General features: G+C 73.3%; 17 protein-coding genes, 1 pseudogene and 1 riboswitch. Of the genes and pseudogenes, 10 read left to right on the top strand and 8 right to left on the bottom strand.

Translation table 11 applies throughout. From position 1 onward, the window contains the following. Positions 1-94: 94 nt before the first annotated feature. Positions 95-718 (bottom strand): TetR/AcrR family transcriptional regulator, encoded by a 624-nt coding sequence (locus IG94_RS0111940; protein WP_052410650.1) that lies wholly within the window; start codon positions 716-718, stop codon positions 95-97. A gap of 57 nt (positions 719-775) precedes the next feature. Between IG94_RS0111940 and IG94_RS0111945 the strand changes: the two genes are divergently transcribed. Next, positions 776-1,735: an NADP-dependent oxidoreductase gene (locus IG94_RS0111945; protein WP_043483456.1), complete on the top strand. Its 960-nt coding sequence runs from the start codon at positions 776-778 to the stop codon at positions 1,733-1,735. A 141-nt stretch (positions 1,736-1,876) separates the two neighbouring features. Here the strand turns inward: IG94_RS0111945 and IG94_RS0111950 are convergent, their stop codons facing one another. Beyond that, complete coding sequence (locus tag IG94_RS0111950) at positions 1,877-2,293, bottom strand: (2Fe-2S) ferredoxin domain-containing protein (protein ID WP_224326104.1); 417 nt, start codon at positions 2,291-2,293, stop codon at positions 1,877-1,879. A gap of 42 nt (positions 2,294-2,335) precedes the next feature. Then, positions 2,336-2,524: riboswitch (cobalamin riboswitch) on the bottom strand. Between the two features lie 107 nt (positions 2,525-2,631). Between IG94_RS0111950 and rpmF the strand changes: the two genes are divergently transcribed. Continuing rightward, positions 2,632-2,802 (top strand): 50S ribosomal protein L32, encoded by a 171-nt coding sequence (rpmF, locus tag IG94_RS0111955; RefSeq protein WP_031034442.1) that lies wholly within the window; start codon positions 2,632-2,634, stop codon positions 2,800-2,802. Between the two features lie 6 nt (positions 2,803-2,808). Further along, complete coding sequence (locus IG94_RS0111960) at positions 2,809-3,996, top strand: GTP-binding protein (protein WP_031034444.1); 1,188 nt, start codon at positions 2,809-2,811, stop codon at positions 3,994-3,996. Positions 3,997-4,033: 37 nt separating this feature from the next. Here the strand turns inward: IG94_RS0111960 and IG94_RS0111965 are convergent, their stop codons facing one another. Further along, complete coding sequence (locus IG94_RS0111965; protein ID WP_051159975.1) at positions 4,034-4,345, bottom strand: hypothetical protein; 312 nt, start codon at positions 4,343-4,345, stop codon at positions 4,034-4,036. A gap of 91 nt (positions 4,346-4,436) precedes the next feature. Between IG94_RS0111965 and IG94_RS0111970 the strand changes: the two are divergent. Further along, positions 4,437-4,664: pseudogene (locus IG94_RS0111970) on the top strand (VOC family protein); the annotation flags it as partial. An 82-nt stretch (positions 4,665-4,746) separates the two neighbouring features. Next, on the top strand, positions 4,747-5,016 hold the full coding sequence (locus tag IG94_RS0111975) for a DUF5132 domain-containing protein (RefSeq protein WP_031034456.1): 270 nt from the start codon (positions 4,747-4,749) through the stop codon (positions 5,014-5,016). Between the two features lie 8 nt (positions 5,017-5,024). Here IG94_RS0111975 and IG94_RS0111980 read toward each other — a convergent pair whose 3' ends face one another. The 4 genes from IG94_RS0111980 to IG94_RS0111995 form a co-directional block, all read right to left on the bottom strand. Further along, positions 5,025-6,080, bottom strand: coding sequence for an oligopeptide/dipeptide ABC transporter ATP-binding protein (locus IG94_RS0111980; protein ID WP_224326102.1), 1,056 nt, complete (start codon positions 6,078-6,080; stop codon positions 5,025-5,027). Then, a complete protein-coding gene (locus IG94_RS0111985) occupies positions 6,077-7,939 on the bottom strand; it encodes a dipeptide/oligopeptide/nickel ABC transporter permease/ATP-binding protein (RefSeq protein ID WP_031034460.1) in 1,863 nt (620 codons plus the stop codon). The genes IG94_RS0111980 and IG94_RS0111985 overlap by 4 nt, the downstream gene beginning before the upstream one ends. A 121-nt stretch (positions 7,940-8,060) precedes the next feature. Continuing rightward, the gene (locus IG94_RS0111990) at positions 8,061-9,047 is read right to left on the bottom strand and encodes an ABC transporter permease (RefSeq protein ID WP_031034462.1); all 987 of its coding nucleotides are present in this window, start codon (positions 9,045-9,047) and stop codon (positions 8,061-8,063) included. A gap of 50 nt (positions 9,048-9,097) precedes the next feature. Then, positions 9,098-10,696 (bottom strand): ABC transporter substrate-binding protein, encoded by a 1,599-nt coding sequence (locus tag IG94_RS0111995; protein ID WP_031034464.1) that lies wholly within the window; start codon positions 10,694-10,696, stop codon positions 9,098-9,100. Positions 10,697-11,140: 444 nt separating this feature from the next. On the opposite strand from IG94_RS0111995, the gene IG94_RS0112000 reads away from it, so the two are divergent. The 3 genes from IG94_RS0112000 (at position 11,141) to IG94_RS0112005 (ending at position 12,513) form a co-directional block, all read left to right on the top strand. Continuing rightward, positions 11,141-11,455 carry a DUF5132 domain-containing protein gene (locus IG94_RS0112000; RefSeq protein WP_031034466.1) on the top strand — a complete coding sequence of 105 codons (315 nt, stop codon included), beginning with the start codon at positions 11,141-11,143 and terminating at the stop codon, positions 11,453-11,455. 129 nt (positions 11,456-11,584) lie between these two features. After that, positions 11,585-11,707: a hypothetical protein gene (locus IG94_RS44060; protein ID WP_263443780.1), complete on the top strand. Its 123-nt coding sequence runs from the start codon at positions 11,585-11,587 to the stop codon at positions 11,705-11,707. Beyond that, positions 11,704-12,513, top strand: coding sequence for a thioesterase II family protein (locus tag IG94_RS0112005; protein ID WP_031034468.1), 810 nt, complete (start codon positions 11,704-11,706; stop codon positions 12,511-12,513). Before IG94_RS44060 ends, IG94_RS0112005 begins: the two co-directional genes overlap by 4 nt. On the opposite strand, the gene IG94_RS0112010 is transcribed toward IG94_RS0112005, so the two are convergent. Further along, on the bottom strand, positions 12,480-13,133 hold the full coding sequence (locus IG94_RS0112010) for a hypothetical protein (RefSeq protein ID WP_031034471.1): 654 nt from the start codon (positions 13,131-13,133) through the stop codon (positions 12,480-12,482). The genes IG94_RS0112005 and IG94_RS0112010 overlap by 34 nt on opposite strands. 267 nt (positions 13,134-13,400) lie before the next feature. Here IG94_RS0112010 and IG94_RS0112015 point away from each other — a divergent pair, with 267 nt between their 5' ends. Both IG94_RS0112015 and IG94_RS0112020 read left to right on the top strand, forming a co-directional pair. Beyond that, a complete protein-coding gene (locus IG94_RS0112015; protein WP_248783066.1) occupies positions 13,401-14,624 on the top strand; it encodes a sensor histidine kinase in 1,224 nt (407 codons plus the stop codon). After that, entirely contained in the window at positions 14,625-15,302 is a 678-nt protein-coding gene (locus IG94_RS0112020; RefSeq protein WP_031034474.1) for a response regulator transcription factor, read from the top strand. Positions 15,303-15,311: the final 9 nt, after the last annotated feature.

Genomic DNA, 15,311 nt, shown 5'->3' on the forward strand with positions numbered 1-15,311 from the left:
AGTTCCGCCGGCCCGGACGTGACACCCGTCTCACCGAACCGCAGGCGGCCGACGGCCGACAGGCGACAGGCGGCGGGCAGCGGGCAGCGGGCGCTTACCGCGGGGTCGGCCGGGCGGCGGGCCGGAGGCCGTCCATGAGCAGGTTCAGCAGGCGATCGGCCCTGGCCTCCTGCTCCGGCCGGGGGAACACCGTGAAGATGCCGATGAGGGAGGCGGCGATGTCCTCGGCCGTGATGTCGGAACGGAGGTCGCCCGCCGTGCGGCCCGCGTCGAGGATCGTGGTGATGGCCGTCAGCAGCTCGGTCCGGGTCTGCGCGTGGGCGATCTCACCCGATTCGATCATCGCGCGCAGTGTGCCGAGCATGCCGTTCTTGGCCGCCGTCCAGTCCCCGAACAGGTCCATCCAGCGCCGCATCGACTCCGCCGGGGGCAGGTGGGCGAGCAGTTCGCGGGCGCCGCTCGTCAGCCGCACGATCTGGTCCTGGTAGACCGCGTCGACCAGCGACTCCCGGGTCGGGAAGTGCCGGTAGAGCGTCGCGATACCGACCCCGGCCTCACGGGCGATCGCACGCATGGACGGTTCGCCGTCCGCCGACATGAACACGCGGGTCGCCACCGCGAGCAGCTGGTCGCGGTTGCGCGCCGCGTCCGCCCGTGGTGCGCGGACACCCGTGTCACCAGAAACGGAACGCGCTCCGTTTGTGTTACGGTCACTCATGTAAACGGAGCATAGTCCGTTTCGAGGCTCCCTTCGCCCGCGAGGAGACAGGCGCACATGCAGACGCAGAGCGAACAAGCACGCACCGCCGCCGGCAGGGCGGTCCGGATGGAGTCCTTCGGCGGCCCCGAAGCCCTGGACGTCCGGGAGGTCACGGAACCGCCGCAGGCCGGCCCGGGGCAGATCCGGGTACGGGTCACCGCTGCGGGTCTGAACCCGATGGACTGGTTCATGACCGCCGACGCGGACACCGCCGCCCGGTTCGGCCTGACCCTGCCGGTCGGGTTCGGGACCGACTACGCGGGTGTGGTCGACCAGGTCGGCGACGGGGTGAGCGGTTTCGCGCCCGGTGACCGGGTGTTCGGCGGTGCCCTCTCCCGCGCGGTAGCCGACTCCGTGGTGGTCGACGCGTCCGGGACGACCGCGGCGAACGAGGCCCACCACACGCCGGACGGCGTCGACGACCGCACCGCCGCCACCCTCACGATCGCGGGCCGCACGGCAGCCGCCGCCCTCGACGCGATCGGCCCTGGCCCGGGCGACACGGTCCTGATCGGCGGCTCCGGGGGCGGCGTCGGCGTCTTCGCCGTCCAACTGGCCCGCATCGCGGGAGCGCGCGTGATCGGGACGGGTTCGGCGGCGTCGGCCGACCACTTGCGTGACCTCGGAGCCGAACCGGTCACCTACGGCGACGGCCTGGCCGAGCGGGTCCGGGCCCTTGCTCCCCACGGAGTCACCGCCGCCCTCGACCTCCACGGAACAGACACCGTGCGCGTCGCACGGGACCTCGGCGTCCCCGACAGCCGCATCTGCACCATCGCCGCACAGGTCGACGGAGTGGTCGCCGCCAACGGCGCGAACGCCGCCCCCGGCGCCCTGGAGGAGATCGCCGGCCTGATCGCGGCGGGCCTGCTGAGGGTGCCGCTCGCAGCGAGCTTCCCGATCGAGCAGATCCGCGCCGCGGTCGAGCTCCAGGCAGGTCGCCACGTGAAGGGCAAGGTGGTCATCGACCTCTGAACACCGGCCGCGGTCACCGTCCTTGGCGTACGAGGCGGGCGGCGGTGGCGGACGTGATCGAGACACGGGCGCCACGTCCGGGGTCCCCCCTCCGCCCCTCCCCCCTCCAGCTCTCCTCCCTCCGACGGTCCCGCCGTACGGTCAGGGGGCGTTGCGCCGTCGCGGCGGCGTGATGACGTACAGGTCGAGTATGTCCGGCAGAGGCGCCACGCCCGGTCCGCCCGCGCGCGCCCAGGCCGCGATGTCCTCGGTCGCGTCCGGGTCGTTGACCAGTCCGAGCCAGACCGGCCGGCCACCGGCGGCGCGGCCTGCAGCGGACGGCTGCACGACGACGACGTTGGCCTGGTCGCAGACGTCGAGGCAGTCGGAGACGCGAACCGGTGCCGCGGCGCGCAGCCGTTCCGTCTGGGCCGCGTGGTCGACGCCGGTCACCTTGGGACTGCCACAGCAGCAGTCGCGGCAGACGACGATGCGGCACGGCGCGGGGCCGGCCGCCGTTCCGGGCCTCGTTGCGGGCCTCGTGCCGGGGGCCGTGCGTCCGGTCGGCGTTGCGGGCATGCGGTGCCGTCCCTCTCTCCGGGGAGATCCGCCCCGGTGGTCCGTCGAGGTGGCGACCGCGTGAGTCTCCTGGCTCTCGGGTCGATGCTCGTCCCGGCCTTCCCGCCCGCTGCCGGGCAGTGGCCTGTCGGGATCCGCTCGCCGATCACAGTGGCGGGACCGCGCCGGATTCACACCGGCTTCCTCGTTCCGCCGTCGCCCTGTCGGCGGACATCATCCCATCGCACGGTCTTGCCCGGCAGACCCTCCCGCACGGGCCGGATCAGGACAGGCCACGTCGTAATGACATCCATTTCCATGTAGAGTCGGAGCCGCTCACCGTCACACCGGAGGTCCCCATGGCCGTGCCCAAGCGCAAGATGTCCCGCAGCAACACCCGTCACCGTCGCGCCCAGTGGAAGGCCACGACAGCCCAGTTGGTGACCGTCACGGTCGACGGGGTCGCCCACCGGGTGCCCCAGCGGCTCGCCAAGGCCTACGAGCGCGGCCTGCTCCGCCCCGAGGGCTGACACCGCATGGACCACGCCTCTTCGCCGCGCCTGCCCGTCACCGTTCTGTCGGGGTTCCTCGGCGCCGGCAAGACCACTTTGCTCAATCACGTCCTCGCCAACCGCGAGGGCCTGCGCGTCGCCGTCGTCGTCAACGACATGAGCGAGGTCAACATCGACGCCGCCCTGGTGCGCGGCGGCGACGCCGCCCTGTCGCGCACCGAGGAACGCCTGGTCGAGCTGACCAACGGATGCATCTGCTGCACCCTGCGGGACGACCTGCTGGACGAGGTGGACCGGCTGGCACGCGAGGGGCGGTTCGACTACCTCCTCATCGAGTCCTCCGGCATCTCCGAGCCCATGCCGGTGGCCGCCACCTTCGCCTTCGCCCGCGACGACGGCGCCACCCTCGGTGAACTGGCCCGGCTGGACACGATGGTCACCGTGGTCGACGCGGCCAACTTCCTGCCGGAACTGGCCGGGGGCGACGAGCTGACCGACCGGGGCCTGGACCAGTACGAGAACGACGAACGCACGGTCAGCGACCTGCTGATGGACCAGATCGAGTTCGCCGACGTCATCGTCCTGAACAAGCTCGATCTCGTCGACGCCGCCTCCGCCGAACGGCTGCGGGCCACCCTGACGCGACTCAACCCCGCCGCCCGCGTGGTGACCGCCGTGCGGGGCCGCGTACCGGTCGGCGAGGTCATGGGCACCGGCCGCTTCGATCTGGAGCGGGCGCAGCAGGCACCGGGCTGGGTCAGGGAACTCAACGGCGACCATGTGCCCGAGACGGAGGAGTACGGCATCTCCTCGACCGTCTTCCGCTCCGGCACGCCTTTCCACCCCGGACGGCTGTGGGCGTTCGTGACCGAGTCACTGGACAGCGGCGTCCACGGACAGGTCCTCAGGTCCAAGGGCTTCTTCACGCTCGCCAACCGCCCGCGGGTGACGGGGCTGTGGTCCCAGGCCGGCTCGGTGGCACGCTTCGAGCCCTCCTCGGCGCGTGACGCCGACAGCCCGTTCGCGCAGGAGCTCGTGTTCATCGGCACCCACCTGGACGCCGGGTCCCTGCGGGCGGCGCTGACCGACTGCCTCGTACGGGAGGGCGAGCGGCTCCCTCGCTCCGACCCATTCCCCGCCTGGGACACCTACGGCTTCGACGAGGCCTGCGCGCACGAACACGAGCCCCTCACCGCCGCCACGGGCCACTGAGGAACCCCGCCCCCCCCCGGCCCGACGGCAGGACCGCTCAGTGGTCGTCCCAGTGGCCGTCGTGTGCCGCGTGGCGGTGACCGTCGTGCACGTAGTCCATGTGGTCGCCGTGCGGCACCGCCACATGCCCGCAGCCCTCCCCGTGCGCATGGTCGTGACCGTCGTGCGCCCGGTGCTCGCCGGCCTCGCACTCGTCCGTGTGCCCCTGGTGGTCTCGGTGCAGGTGACCGTCGTGCACGTAGTCCACGTGATCGCCGTGCGGCACCGCCACATGCCCGCAGCCCTCCCCGTGCGCATGGTCGTGTCCGGGGTGCGGCCGGTGTTCCAAGGCTGTCGCCACGCTGATCATCTCCGCATGTTCGTGCCGCCGCGCACTACGCACGGCGCGTCCGGAACTCCTTACTATCCGTGCGCACCACGTTTCCACAGCAGACACGCTCCTGGGCAACGGCGTGACACTCGACTTCTACGAGAAGTGTGACGAGCCGATCCAGTCGCAGCACTACGCGTTCCTCGTGCCCGACGACCGGTTCGACACCGTGATCGCTCGCCTGGACGCGGTCGCGGTCACCTGCTACGCCGAGCCCGGCCGGATCAACCGCCTCTTCGGCGGCCGCGGCGCCTACTTCTGCGCGGGTACGAGAAGGTCCGGGCACTCGCACGAGTGAACTCCGGGAGACCCCTCGGCCTCGGCGCACGCGGCTCGTTACGTTGGCGTACGAGCCCAATGCGCAGTGAGGATGCACCACCATGACGCTCGCAGTACCGCCCTCCTTCCTCGTCGGTCTGGTCGCCGCGCCGCTCGCCAAGCGCGTCCTCAAGCCCTTGTTGCGCGGCGTCGTCAGGGCGTCCGTCGGTGTCGCGTACGAGATCAGGAGGGCGACCGCCGAGGCCGAGGCGCACATGCACGGCCTCGCGGCCGAGGTGGCCGCCGAGACGGCGGCCGCCTCGGCCGGCGACCGGAGTGCGGCCAGGGTGCCCAAGGCCCGCGCGGACACGGGCGCCGGAAACCAGCCCTGAGGCACGCCTCAGGCTCCGTCGGCGTCCGGACGGGCACCGTACGCGGGGTCCGCGCCGTCTCCTGCGGGATACGGGAAGTGGCAGGCGACGCGGGCTGACTCGTGCCAAGGGTCCTGTACGGCGCAGACGTCCCGGCCCGGGCGCCGGCTCGGCCCGACGGGGCACCGCGGATGGAAGCGGCATCCGGTCGGCGGCGACGCGGGGTCGGGTGCCTCTCCCGACAGCGGAAGCGGCTCCCCCGCCGGCCGGCGTCCGCCGTGCAGGCTCGGCACCGCGGACAGCAGGGTCCGGGTGTACGGGTGCCGGGTGCCGTCGGGCAGTGCGTCGGCGGGGACGGTCTCGACGATCCGGCCGAGGTACATCACGGCGACGGTGTCCGACACCCGGCGCACGGCGGCGAGGTCGTGGCTGATGAAGAGCATGGCGAAGCCCATGCGTCGCTGCAGGTCGCGGAGCATGCCGAGGAGCGCCGCCCGGACCGACCCGTCGAGGGCCGAGGTGACCTCGTCGGCGACGAGAACGGCCGGGTCCACGGCGAGCGCGCGGGCGACGGCCACGCGTTGGCGCTGGCCCCCCGAGAGCTGCCCCGGCAGCCGGCCGGCGCAGCCGGCGTCGAGACCGACCAGCTCCAGCAGTTGGGCGATGCGCCGTTCACGGCCGCGGCGGTCCAGCCGGGTGAAGGCCCCCGCCGCCTCCGCGAGCGACTGGCGCACCGTCATGCGGGGGTCCAGGGCCGTGTCCGGGTCCTGGAAGACCAGTTGGACCTGTCGCCCCCATCGGCGCCGCTCGGCCGCCCGGCGCGCCGGGTACTCCCGTCCGCCGACCGTGATCCGCCCGCCGCTCGGGCGGTCGAGGCCGACGATCGCACGGGCCAGGGTGGACTTGCCCGAACCGGACTCGCCGACCAGGCCGACCGTCCCGCCCGGGGCGACCTCCAGTGACACCCCGTCCACCGCCGTGATCGGCCCGTACGGGCCGTGGTGGCGGACCGTCACGTCGTACAGCGCCAGTCCCGCCCCTCGGCTCCCCTCGTGGGTCCGGCGCACTTCGCCCGCTGCGCTCACGTCTCGGCCTCCTCGGTCTCGGGCTGTCCGGGAGGCGCCGCCAGGGGCAGCGGTCGCCAGCAGGCGACCTCGTGCCCCGGAGCGAGCAGGGTCGGCACGGGGCCCTCCACGGCACACCGGTCCAGCCGCTGCGGGCAGCGGTCCAGGAAGGGACAGCCCGGGTCCGTGCCGACGGCGTCGGGCGGGGGTCCCTCCACGGTGGGCGGAGTGCCGTCGCGCTCGGCGGTCAGGTCGAGGACCGAGGCGACGAGCATCCGCGTGTACGGATGCCGCGCGCCGTCCGCCAGTCGGCGCGCGGGGAGGCTCTCGACGATCGTTCCGCCGTACATGACCAGGACCCGGTCGCAGGTGTCGGCCACGAGGGCGATGTCGTGGCTGATGAAGAGGATCGCGGTGGCGTCGTCGCGGCGGAGCCGGCGCAGCAGGTCCATGATCTGCCGCTGCACGGTGACGTCCAGGGCCGTCGTCGGCTCGTCCGCGATGACGAGGTCGGGGCGCAGCATCGAGGCGGCGGCGATCGCCACCCGCTGGCGCTGGCCTCCGGAGAGCTGGAAGGGGCGGGAGCGCAGCAGGCGGCGCTCGCCGGGCAGCGCGACCCGGCGGAGCTGGACCAGGGCCTGTTCGACGGCCTGGTCCCGAGGGGTTCCGTGGTGTGCGCGCACGGCCTCCGTCAGCTGCGTCTCGATCCGGAGCGCCGGGTTGAAGGCGGAGGCGGGGTTCTGGAAGACCATCGCCATTCCGGTCGCCAGCTGCCGGTGCCGTTCCCCGCGCGTCAGCGACCCGACGTCCGCGCCGAGGAACCAGTGGGCGTTCCAGGTCGCGCGGGCGCCGTCGGGCAGCAGGTCGGCGAGGGCGAGCGCGGTCAGGGACTTGCCGGAACCGGACTCGCCGACCAGGCCGACCATCTCACCGCGCCGCAGCGCGAGGCTGACGCCGCGCACGGGCCGGATCGTCCGGTCCCCTGCGGGCAGGGCGACCCGCAGGTCCTCCACCTCCAGTACGTGGTCCGGGGAGGCCGGCCGGCGGCCGGCGGGTGCCGGGGGCGGCGCGGGTCCTTCCGCGTGCCGGGGAGCGGCGTGCCGGGTGGCGGTCTTCGCCAGTACCTCGCCCAGCAGTTGGAAGGCGACCCCGGCGTAGACGATGGCGATGCCGGGTGCCACGGCGGGCAGCGGTTCGGTGTAGACGCGCTCAAGGCCCTGGCTCAGCAGCAGTCCCCAGTCGTACGAGGGGGATTGTGCGCCCAGTCCCAGGAAGCTCAGCCCCGACAGGGCCACGAGTGCCGAGCCCACGGCGACGGTGACGTTGAGCAGCAGCGGTTCGGCGACGTGGGGCAGGACGTGGCGCAGCAGGAGCCGGTGGCGGCGCAGGCCGAGCACCCGCGCGGCCGCCATGAAGTCGGTCCCCGCCACCCCGGCGGCGAGGGTCTGCGTGAGGCGCGCGAAGCCCGGTGCGCAGGCGACGGCGAGCGCGAACACCGCCCCGCGTGCTCCCGCGCCGAAGAGGGCCGCGAAGAACATCGCGATGAGCAGCGCGGGGAAGGCCAGCAGGAGGTTGACGAAGGCACCCAGCAGGCGGCGGGCGCGGCCTCCGACCACGGCGGTGAGCGCGCCGAGGGTGATGCCGGCCGCCGCCCCGAGAAGCGTGGCCGCGACCGCGGGCAGCAGGGACGGCCAGGTGGAGGCGAGCAGCCTGGCGAGCAGGTCGCGCCCGAGGTGGTCGGTGCCGAGCGGATGACGTCCGGTGGGTCCCTGCAGTACCGCCGACGGGTCCGGACGGTCGGCCGCGTGGCCCCACCACAGCGGCCCCGCGACGGCCAGTACGGCCAGCGACCCGAGCATCGCCAGGACGACCACTCCCATGGGCGTGGCCCAGCACGAGCGGGACGGGCGGGACGGGCGCGACCCGCCGTCGCCGTCGCCGCCGCGCGACGGGCGCCGGAGGGAGCGGGACGAGGGGGACGAGGGGGACGGTGCCATCGGATCACGTCTCCCGGATGACCGATCGGGGGTCGAGCAGTGCCAGGGCCAGATCGACGAGGAAGTTCGCCACGAGGACGGCCGAGCCCAGCACCAGGACCGACGCCTCGACGACCGCGTAGTCCTGGGCGACCACGGACTGCGCCATCGCCGAGCCGATGCCCGGCCAGGCGAACACCTTCTCGACCAGCACGGTCCCCGCGATCAGGGCGGGCAGGAGGCTCCCGGCGATCGTCAGCGACGCGGTCAGCGCGTTCGGCGCCACATGGCGGAGGTAGAGGGTGGCGGCGGGCAGCCGTTTCGCGCGGGCGGCCCGCACATGGTCCGCGGTCAGGACCCGCAGGGTCTCCACCCGTACGATCCGCAGGAGGACCGCGGTCGGCGCGAGCGCCAGTGCGAGCACGGGCAGCACGTAGGACTGGGGGCCGAGGTCGCCGGCCACCGGGAAGGCGCGCAGGCCGACCGCCAGGCCCGCGGTGAGCCCGGCCGCCAGCACGAAGTCCGGTACGCCCGCCACGACGGAGGTGGTGGCGGTGAGGGTCAGCTCGGTCCGGGGCCGCCGCCCGCCGCGGGTCAGGACGCCGGCGAGCATCCCGCCGGGAATGGCCACGGTGAGGACGCAGGCGAAGGCCAGGACGGCCAGCCGCAGGGTGGCCGGCAACCGCGACCTGATCAGCTCGGCCACCGGCTCGCCGGTCACCAGCGACACCCCGAGGTCCCCGTGGGCCAGCCGGCGCAGGTACCACCAGTACTGGGCCGTCAGTTCGCGGTCCAGGCCGAGCTCCCTCCGTTTCGCCGCGACGAGGTCCGGCGGGGCGTCCACGCCCAGTGCGGCCCGGACGGGATCGCCGGGCACCAGTCGGATCATCGCGAAGGAGGCGGTGACGACCAGGAGGAGCAGGACCGTCAGCCGCACCGCCCGCCGGCCGCAGAACACCGCCCACGGATGGCGCCGGGCCAGGTCGCCGAAGCGCGCGGACAGGGTCGGCATGGGGAACCTCCTTCGCTCTTCGGTCCCGGGTACGGACAGCGCCGGCCGCGTCATTCGTGCAGGCGGATGCTGGTCGGCACGATCTGGCCGCCTGGCGCGACGGCGAAGGTCGTCCGGTTGCCGTACACCGTGCTCGTGCCGTCGGCGACGGGGAGCGCGTCCGCCGAGCGGAACAGCGCGGCGGCGGCCCGGTTCCAGTCGGCGCAGCTGTCCTCGCCCGGTGCGCGCAGGGCGATGCCGACGTACCGGTCGTAGGCGCTGTTGGTGACACGGGCGAAGTTCAGCCCTCGGGACGGCGCGGGCCCGGAGAAGTACCCGACGAGCTGCGCGGGCAGCGGCGGGCCCGGCGAGCTGCCGACCACGGCGTCGAAGTCGCCGCTCTGGTACATGGCCTGCACCACCGCGTTGCCGCTCTCGCCGACGAGGTCGACGTCGGCGCCCAGCGCCCGCCAGGAGACGGCCATCAGCTCGGCGACCGACGGGAGGGTGGAGCCGAAGTCGGCGCTGCTGAGCAGCCGCAGCCGCAGCGGCCGTCCGTCCTTGGCCAGTCTGCCCCGGGCGTCCTTCGTCCAGCCCGCCGCGTCGAGGGCCGCCACCGGGTCGCCCGAGGGCAGGTTCGCGGCGGCCACGTCGGCGTGGCAGACGGAGTCCCGGGCGGTCAGGTGGCTCGCGGGCGTTCCCTTCCCGCCCATCGCCACGTTGGCGAGGCCCTCGCGGTCCAGGGCGCCCACCAGCGCCCTGCGCAGCGCCGGATCGCTCAGGGGGCGGCCGGGCCGTTCGTTGAAGAAGGTCAGCCCCACCACCGTCGGAACCTCGGCTTCGGCCAGCCCGCGGCCGGTCAGCCGCGCGCGGTCCGGGCCGCTCACCATCGCGATGTTCACTCCGCCCGTGAGCAGCAGGTTCGCCGCCGTGGACTCCTGCGGCACCACCGACACCACGATCCGCTCGGGCTGCCCGGCCGTCGCGTTGGTCGCTCCGCGCGGCCCCCACGCGTACCCCTCACGGCGGGTGAAGGTGTACGGACCACCCGAGGAGTAGCCGCTGAGGACGTACGGCCCGGTGCCCTGCGTCCTCCGGTCCAGCGCGCCGGGATCCGCCAGCCCGGCGGGACAGACGATCGGCACCAAACCGACAGTGCGCAGGACGAAGCTGTACGGCGCCGCCATCCGGACCGACACCGTCCGGGCCGCATCGTCGGCCGACACCGTGAACGGCACACCGGGCAGCACGGTTCGGACGCCGACGAGTCGGTTGCCCGGATCGCTCGCGTACCTCAGTGACCGGGCCGCCGCGGACGCGGTGAGGGCCGAACCGTCGGAGCAGGTCACGCCCTCGCGCAGGGTGAAGCTCGCCGAAGTGGAGTCGGCCTCCCACTTCTCGGCCAGGCCCGACACCGTGCGGCCGTCCGGCGCCGTGCCGACCAACGAGTCGTAGGCGTAACGCGCCAGGCCGGAGCCGAACTGCGAGTACGGGTGGAAGCTCGACGTCTCGGAGGCGGTGGCGATCGTGACGGTGCCCTCCTCGACGACGGGAGTACGGGTCGACGACACGGCGCCGCCCTCGCAACCGGCCGTCAGGGCCGACGCGGCGACGGCTGCCGCCACGGCGACCGACCGGGCCCCGGGAAACGACACGGTTCGGCGGTGCATGGCGCTCATCGTGTCACCGGACGCCGGGGCGCCGGCCGGCATTACCCGGGCCTGCCACGATCGGGCGGAATGTGTCGCTCGTGCGAGTGAGAGAACACGGAAACCGGGTTTGCCCGGGTGTTCCGGGTGTCCTGCCGTGCCCCGGGAAACGGGAGAGAGACTACGAGGAGGCGGTGCAGGGGAGTTGTCGGATTCCGGCCGCCGTGTGTCCTGAACAGAACGACACCGTAGGGCTGTTGTACTCGAATGGGTGAAGGACGCAGCAGAGTATGTACGTGTCTCGTCGCCCTCGGATACCGTCCGTGATGAAGGATTCGAGCAAGGGATCTCAAGGGATCTTCAGGGATCTTGAGTGAAGGATCCTCGAGCAAGAATGACGAGCAAGAGGTTTCCGGCGGACGAGAAGCCGGCAGAGAAATCGGCGGAAGAGAAGGACGTAACGCCATGCCGCCTGTAGTACCCCCCTTCCTGATCGGCCTGGTCGCCGCATCCCTGGTCAAGCGCCTGGGCAAACCCGTGGTCCGAGGGCTCGTGAAGACCACGGTCAGTATCGGAATCGAAGCCAAGAGGGCCGTGACCGAGGCCGGCGAGGGAATTCACGACCTGGCGGCCGAGGCGACCGCCGAGGCCCTCGCCGCCCAGATGTCCCACGGAGCAGAGCCCGCGACCGCCGCCGCCGGCGCACCGCAGGGCGCGAGCCGGACCAAGCCCGCCGGAAAGGCGCGCAGCACCGGTTCGACCCCGGCCAAGGCGCGCTGAACGCGCCGACCGGCGGACGGAATGACGGAAGAAGAAGGCACGTTGACGGAGGCAGGCCAGCAAGCGGTGACCGGAACACCTCTGTATTCCGCCGAACTTGTTCAAGAAGGCGGTACTTACAAACTCGTCGTGACCGATCGCCTGCATCACACGGTGCAGACCGCATACGTGCCCAGAAGAGTGGTGGAGCAGCTGCCCACCTTCCTCGCCAAGCTCAAGTCCCTGCAGCCGGGCGGTCTGCGACAGCGATGACGGCACCCGACGCGACGCCGACGCGCGACGCGAACCCCTGGTTCCGCGTCCGCCGGCGCACGGTGGACCCCCGGCTCCGCCTCCTGTGCCTCCCCCACGCCGGCGGGACGGCACAGCTGTTCCACGGCTGGCCCGCGCTGCTTCCGGAGGACATCGAGGTTCTCGCCGTGCGGTATCCCGGCCGGCAGGACCGGCTCGCGGAACCCTGTATCGAGGACATGGACACGATGGCCGACGCCGTCGACGGCGCACTGCGCCCCTGGCTCGACCGGCCACTGGCGCTCTTCGGCCACAGCATGGGTGCCTGCCTCGCCTACGAGCTGGCGTTGCGGCTGGAGGGCCGGGGCATCGTCCCCGAACACCTGCTGGTCTCCGCACACGCGGCCCCTCACCGGGCCGGGCGCGGCGCGGCACCGCACACGGCGGGCGACGAGGGCCTGGTCGCCCACGTCCGGAGCCTCGGAGACCTCCACTCCGACGCCTACGACATCCCGGAGCTGCGAGACCTGCTGCTGCCCGCCCTCCGCGCGGACTACCGGCTCGTCGAGGGCTACCGCCCCCGGGACCCGGCTCCGGTGAAGGCACCGATCACCGTGTACGCGGGCCGGGACGACGCGAGTTGCCCACTCGACGACGTCCTCGCGTGGTCCGACCTCACCGCTCCCGGCTCCTTCGGAACCGCCCTGTTCCCCGGGGACCACTTCTACCTCGTGGACCGGGAGGCGGACGTGGCCGCCGACGTGGCGGCGCGGCTCGCCCACGCGTCCGCGGGTCAGCCGGCCGCGCCGTCGAGCAGCCGGCTGTAGCGCAGGCGCAGGGCCCGCTCGGTGCTGGCCACCGCCGTCACCACGCCGAGCGCGGTGTTCGCCCAGCCGGAGAGGTCGACCGGCGAGGTGAAGCTCCCGACGTACTGGGCGATCTCCTCCGGCCGGGTGAGCTGCTCCGCGAGCTGGACGAGGAGGAGGAGCAGGGCCACGACGAGGACGACCGCCGAGACGGCGCCGGTCCAGCGGCTCAGCGCGGGGTGGCTGCGGTCGAAGTGGGCGCGGCGCCCTTCGGCCGAGTCACGGTCCGGGACGAGCTGGTTCTCGGTGCCTTCGTCGGTGACGTAGTGGCACCGTTTGAGCCCGAAACCGCTCGCGCGCACCTCGACGGCACCGCCCGGGACGGGGAAGACGGCGGGCAGCCGGGACTTCGCGTGGTGCCTGCCGTCCAGGTACAGGTCGGCGCGGACGTGGCCGTTGGAGTCCTGTCGGCCGTGCCTGACGTCGACCGCGTAGACCGACTGCCGGCCGTCGTCGGCCGCCAGCCGGAGATAGAACAGGGCGCGGGACAACGACTGCCACCAGCGGAACGGCTTCAGCGCCCGCCCGTCCCCCGGCGTGACCCGCTTGAGCGCCCGTTGCCGCCTGAGATCCTTGAACATGCCTCGCACTTCCTCCGGTCGTCCGTCCGGACTTCGCGGTCGTCCGTCCGGACTTGTCGGTCACTCTCCGGACTTGTCAGTCGCTCGTCCGGACTTCTCGGCCGTCCGGACATGTCGACGAGTCTGCGGGGCGCTGCGCGGCCGGCACATCGGCCCAGCGGCCCGGCCTGCCCCCGACCGCGGGCGGGCCGGCGGTTCGACCTGGGTCCAGGGCCCCTCCGACCTCGGTATGACCCGGCGGCCACGCGGTTTCGCGATACTGGCCCGGTGAACATCGACACTGGCCGCGGGAACACCGACGTCGCGCCGCGGCTCGGGTGGTGGCAGCAGACCTGGCGGCTGGCCGCGGCCGCGGCGGTGGGCGCGTCGGGCTGGTTCTCCACCGGCGTGGTACTGGGCCGGGAGAACGGGACCGGCGGCGCGGGCACCTGGTTCCTCGTCGGCGATCCGCTGGTGGCGCTCGGCTGCCTGGCGCTCCTGCTGTGGCGGCGGCGGTTCCCGGTGACGGTCGCCCTGATCCTCACCGCCGCCTCGATCCCTTCGGCCATGGCCGCGGGCCCCGCCCTGTTCGCGCTGGGCTCGGTCGCCGCCCGCCGCCGTCCGGTGGAGATCGGTGTGGTGGCGGCGGTGCATGTGGTCACCTCGCAGTTCGCGCTCTCGTTCTACCCGATCGAGAGCACGCCGGACTCGTGGTGGCTCCAGATCTCCTTGCCGGTGCTGACGGCGGGCATGGCGGTGGCGCTGGGCATGGCCGTCGGCGCGCGGCGGGTCGAGGTCCGTTCGCTGCGGGACCGTGCCGAGAGCGCGGAGCGGGAACAGACGGCGCGGGCCGCGCAGGCGCGGGCCACGGAACGCAACCGCATCGCCCGCGAGATGCACGACGTGCTCGCACACCGGATCTCCCTCGTCGCCATGCAGGCCGGGGTCCTCGACCACCGCGACAACCTCGGCGCCGAGGAGAGCCGGGTGCTGGTCCGCGGCATCGCCGAGGGCTCCCACCAGGCCCTGGAGGAACTGCGGGACGTGCTCGGCGTGCTGCGCGCCGACCCCGGCCGGCCCGAGGCGCCGCAGCCCTCCCTCGACGGGATCCCCGGCCTGGTGTCCGAGACCCGCGCGTCGGGACTGGACGTCACCCTGACCACCACCGTGACGGAGACGCCGCCCGACCTCGTCGGACGGACCTGCTACCGGGTCGTCCAGGAGGGTCTGACCAACGCCGCCAAGCACGCCCCCGGCGCCCGCGTGCGGGTCACCCTCGACGGGGCGGCGGGCGACGGGCTGGAGGTCGGCGTGCACAACTCCCCGACCGCCTACTCCTCACTCACCGCGAAGCTCGCGCCGCCACCGGCGTCGGGCTTCGGCCTGCTCGGTCTCGGCGAACGGGTCGCACTGGCCGGCGGAGAACTCAGCCACCACCCCACGCCCGGCAGCGGGTACGTCCTCACCGCCCGGCTGCCCTGGCCCCACCCCACCCACGAAAAGAGAGCATGAGTGGACACCGAGCGGGAGCCGGTACGTGTCGTCGTCGTCGACGACGAACAGCTGGTACGCATGGCCCTGCGGCTCGTCATCGACGGCGAGCCGGACCTGAGCGTCGTCGGCGAGGCGGCGGACGGGGACGCGGCGCTCACCGCGGTGGACGAGCTGCGGCCGGACGTGGTCCTGATGGACGTGCGGATGCCCGGCCGCGACGGTCTCAGCGCGACCCGGGAACTGCTCGCCCGGCCGACGCCGCCGCGGGTGCTGATCCTCACCACCTTCGACTCCGACGATCTCGTGCTCGAGGCGCTGCGCACCGGGGCGCTCGGCTTCGTCCTCAAGGACACCCCGCCGCCGCAGCTCCTCGACGCGGTGCGGACGGTCGCCGACGGCAACCCCGTGCTGTCCCCGGCGGCGACGGCCCGGGTGATCGCGGCGGCCACCGGGCCGCAGTCCTCCCACGCCCGTGACTCCTCGCGCGAGGCGGCACGCAGGCGGCTGGCCGCGCTGACCGACCGGGAACTGGAGACCGCCCGGGCCGTCGCGGACGGGCTGGGCAACCCGGAGATCGCCAAGCGGCTGCGGATCAGCGTGGCGACCGTCAAGGCGCACACGGGCAGCCTGTTCGCCAAGCTGGCGGTCGACAACCGGGTGCAGATCGCGCTCCTGGTCCGCGACGCCGACGCCTGACGCCCCGCG

The organism is Streptomyces olivaceus, assembly GCF_000721235.1.
GTDB classification, from domain to species: Bacteria; Actinomycetota; Actinomycetes; order Streptomycetales; family Streptomycetaceae; genus Streptomyces; species Streptomyces olivaceus.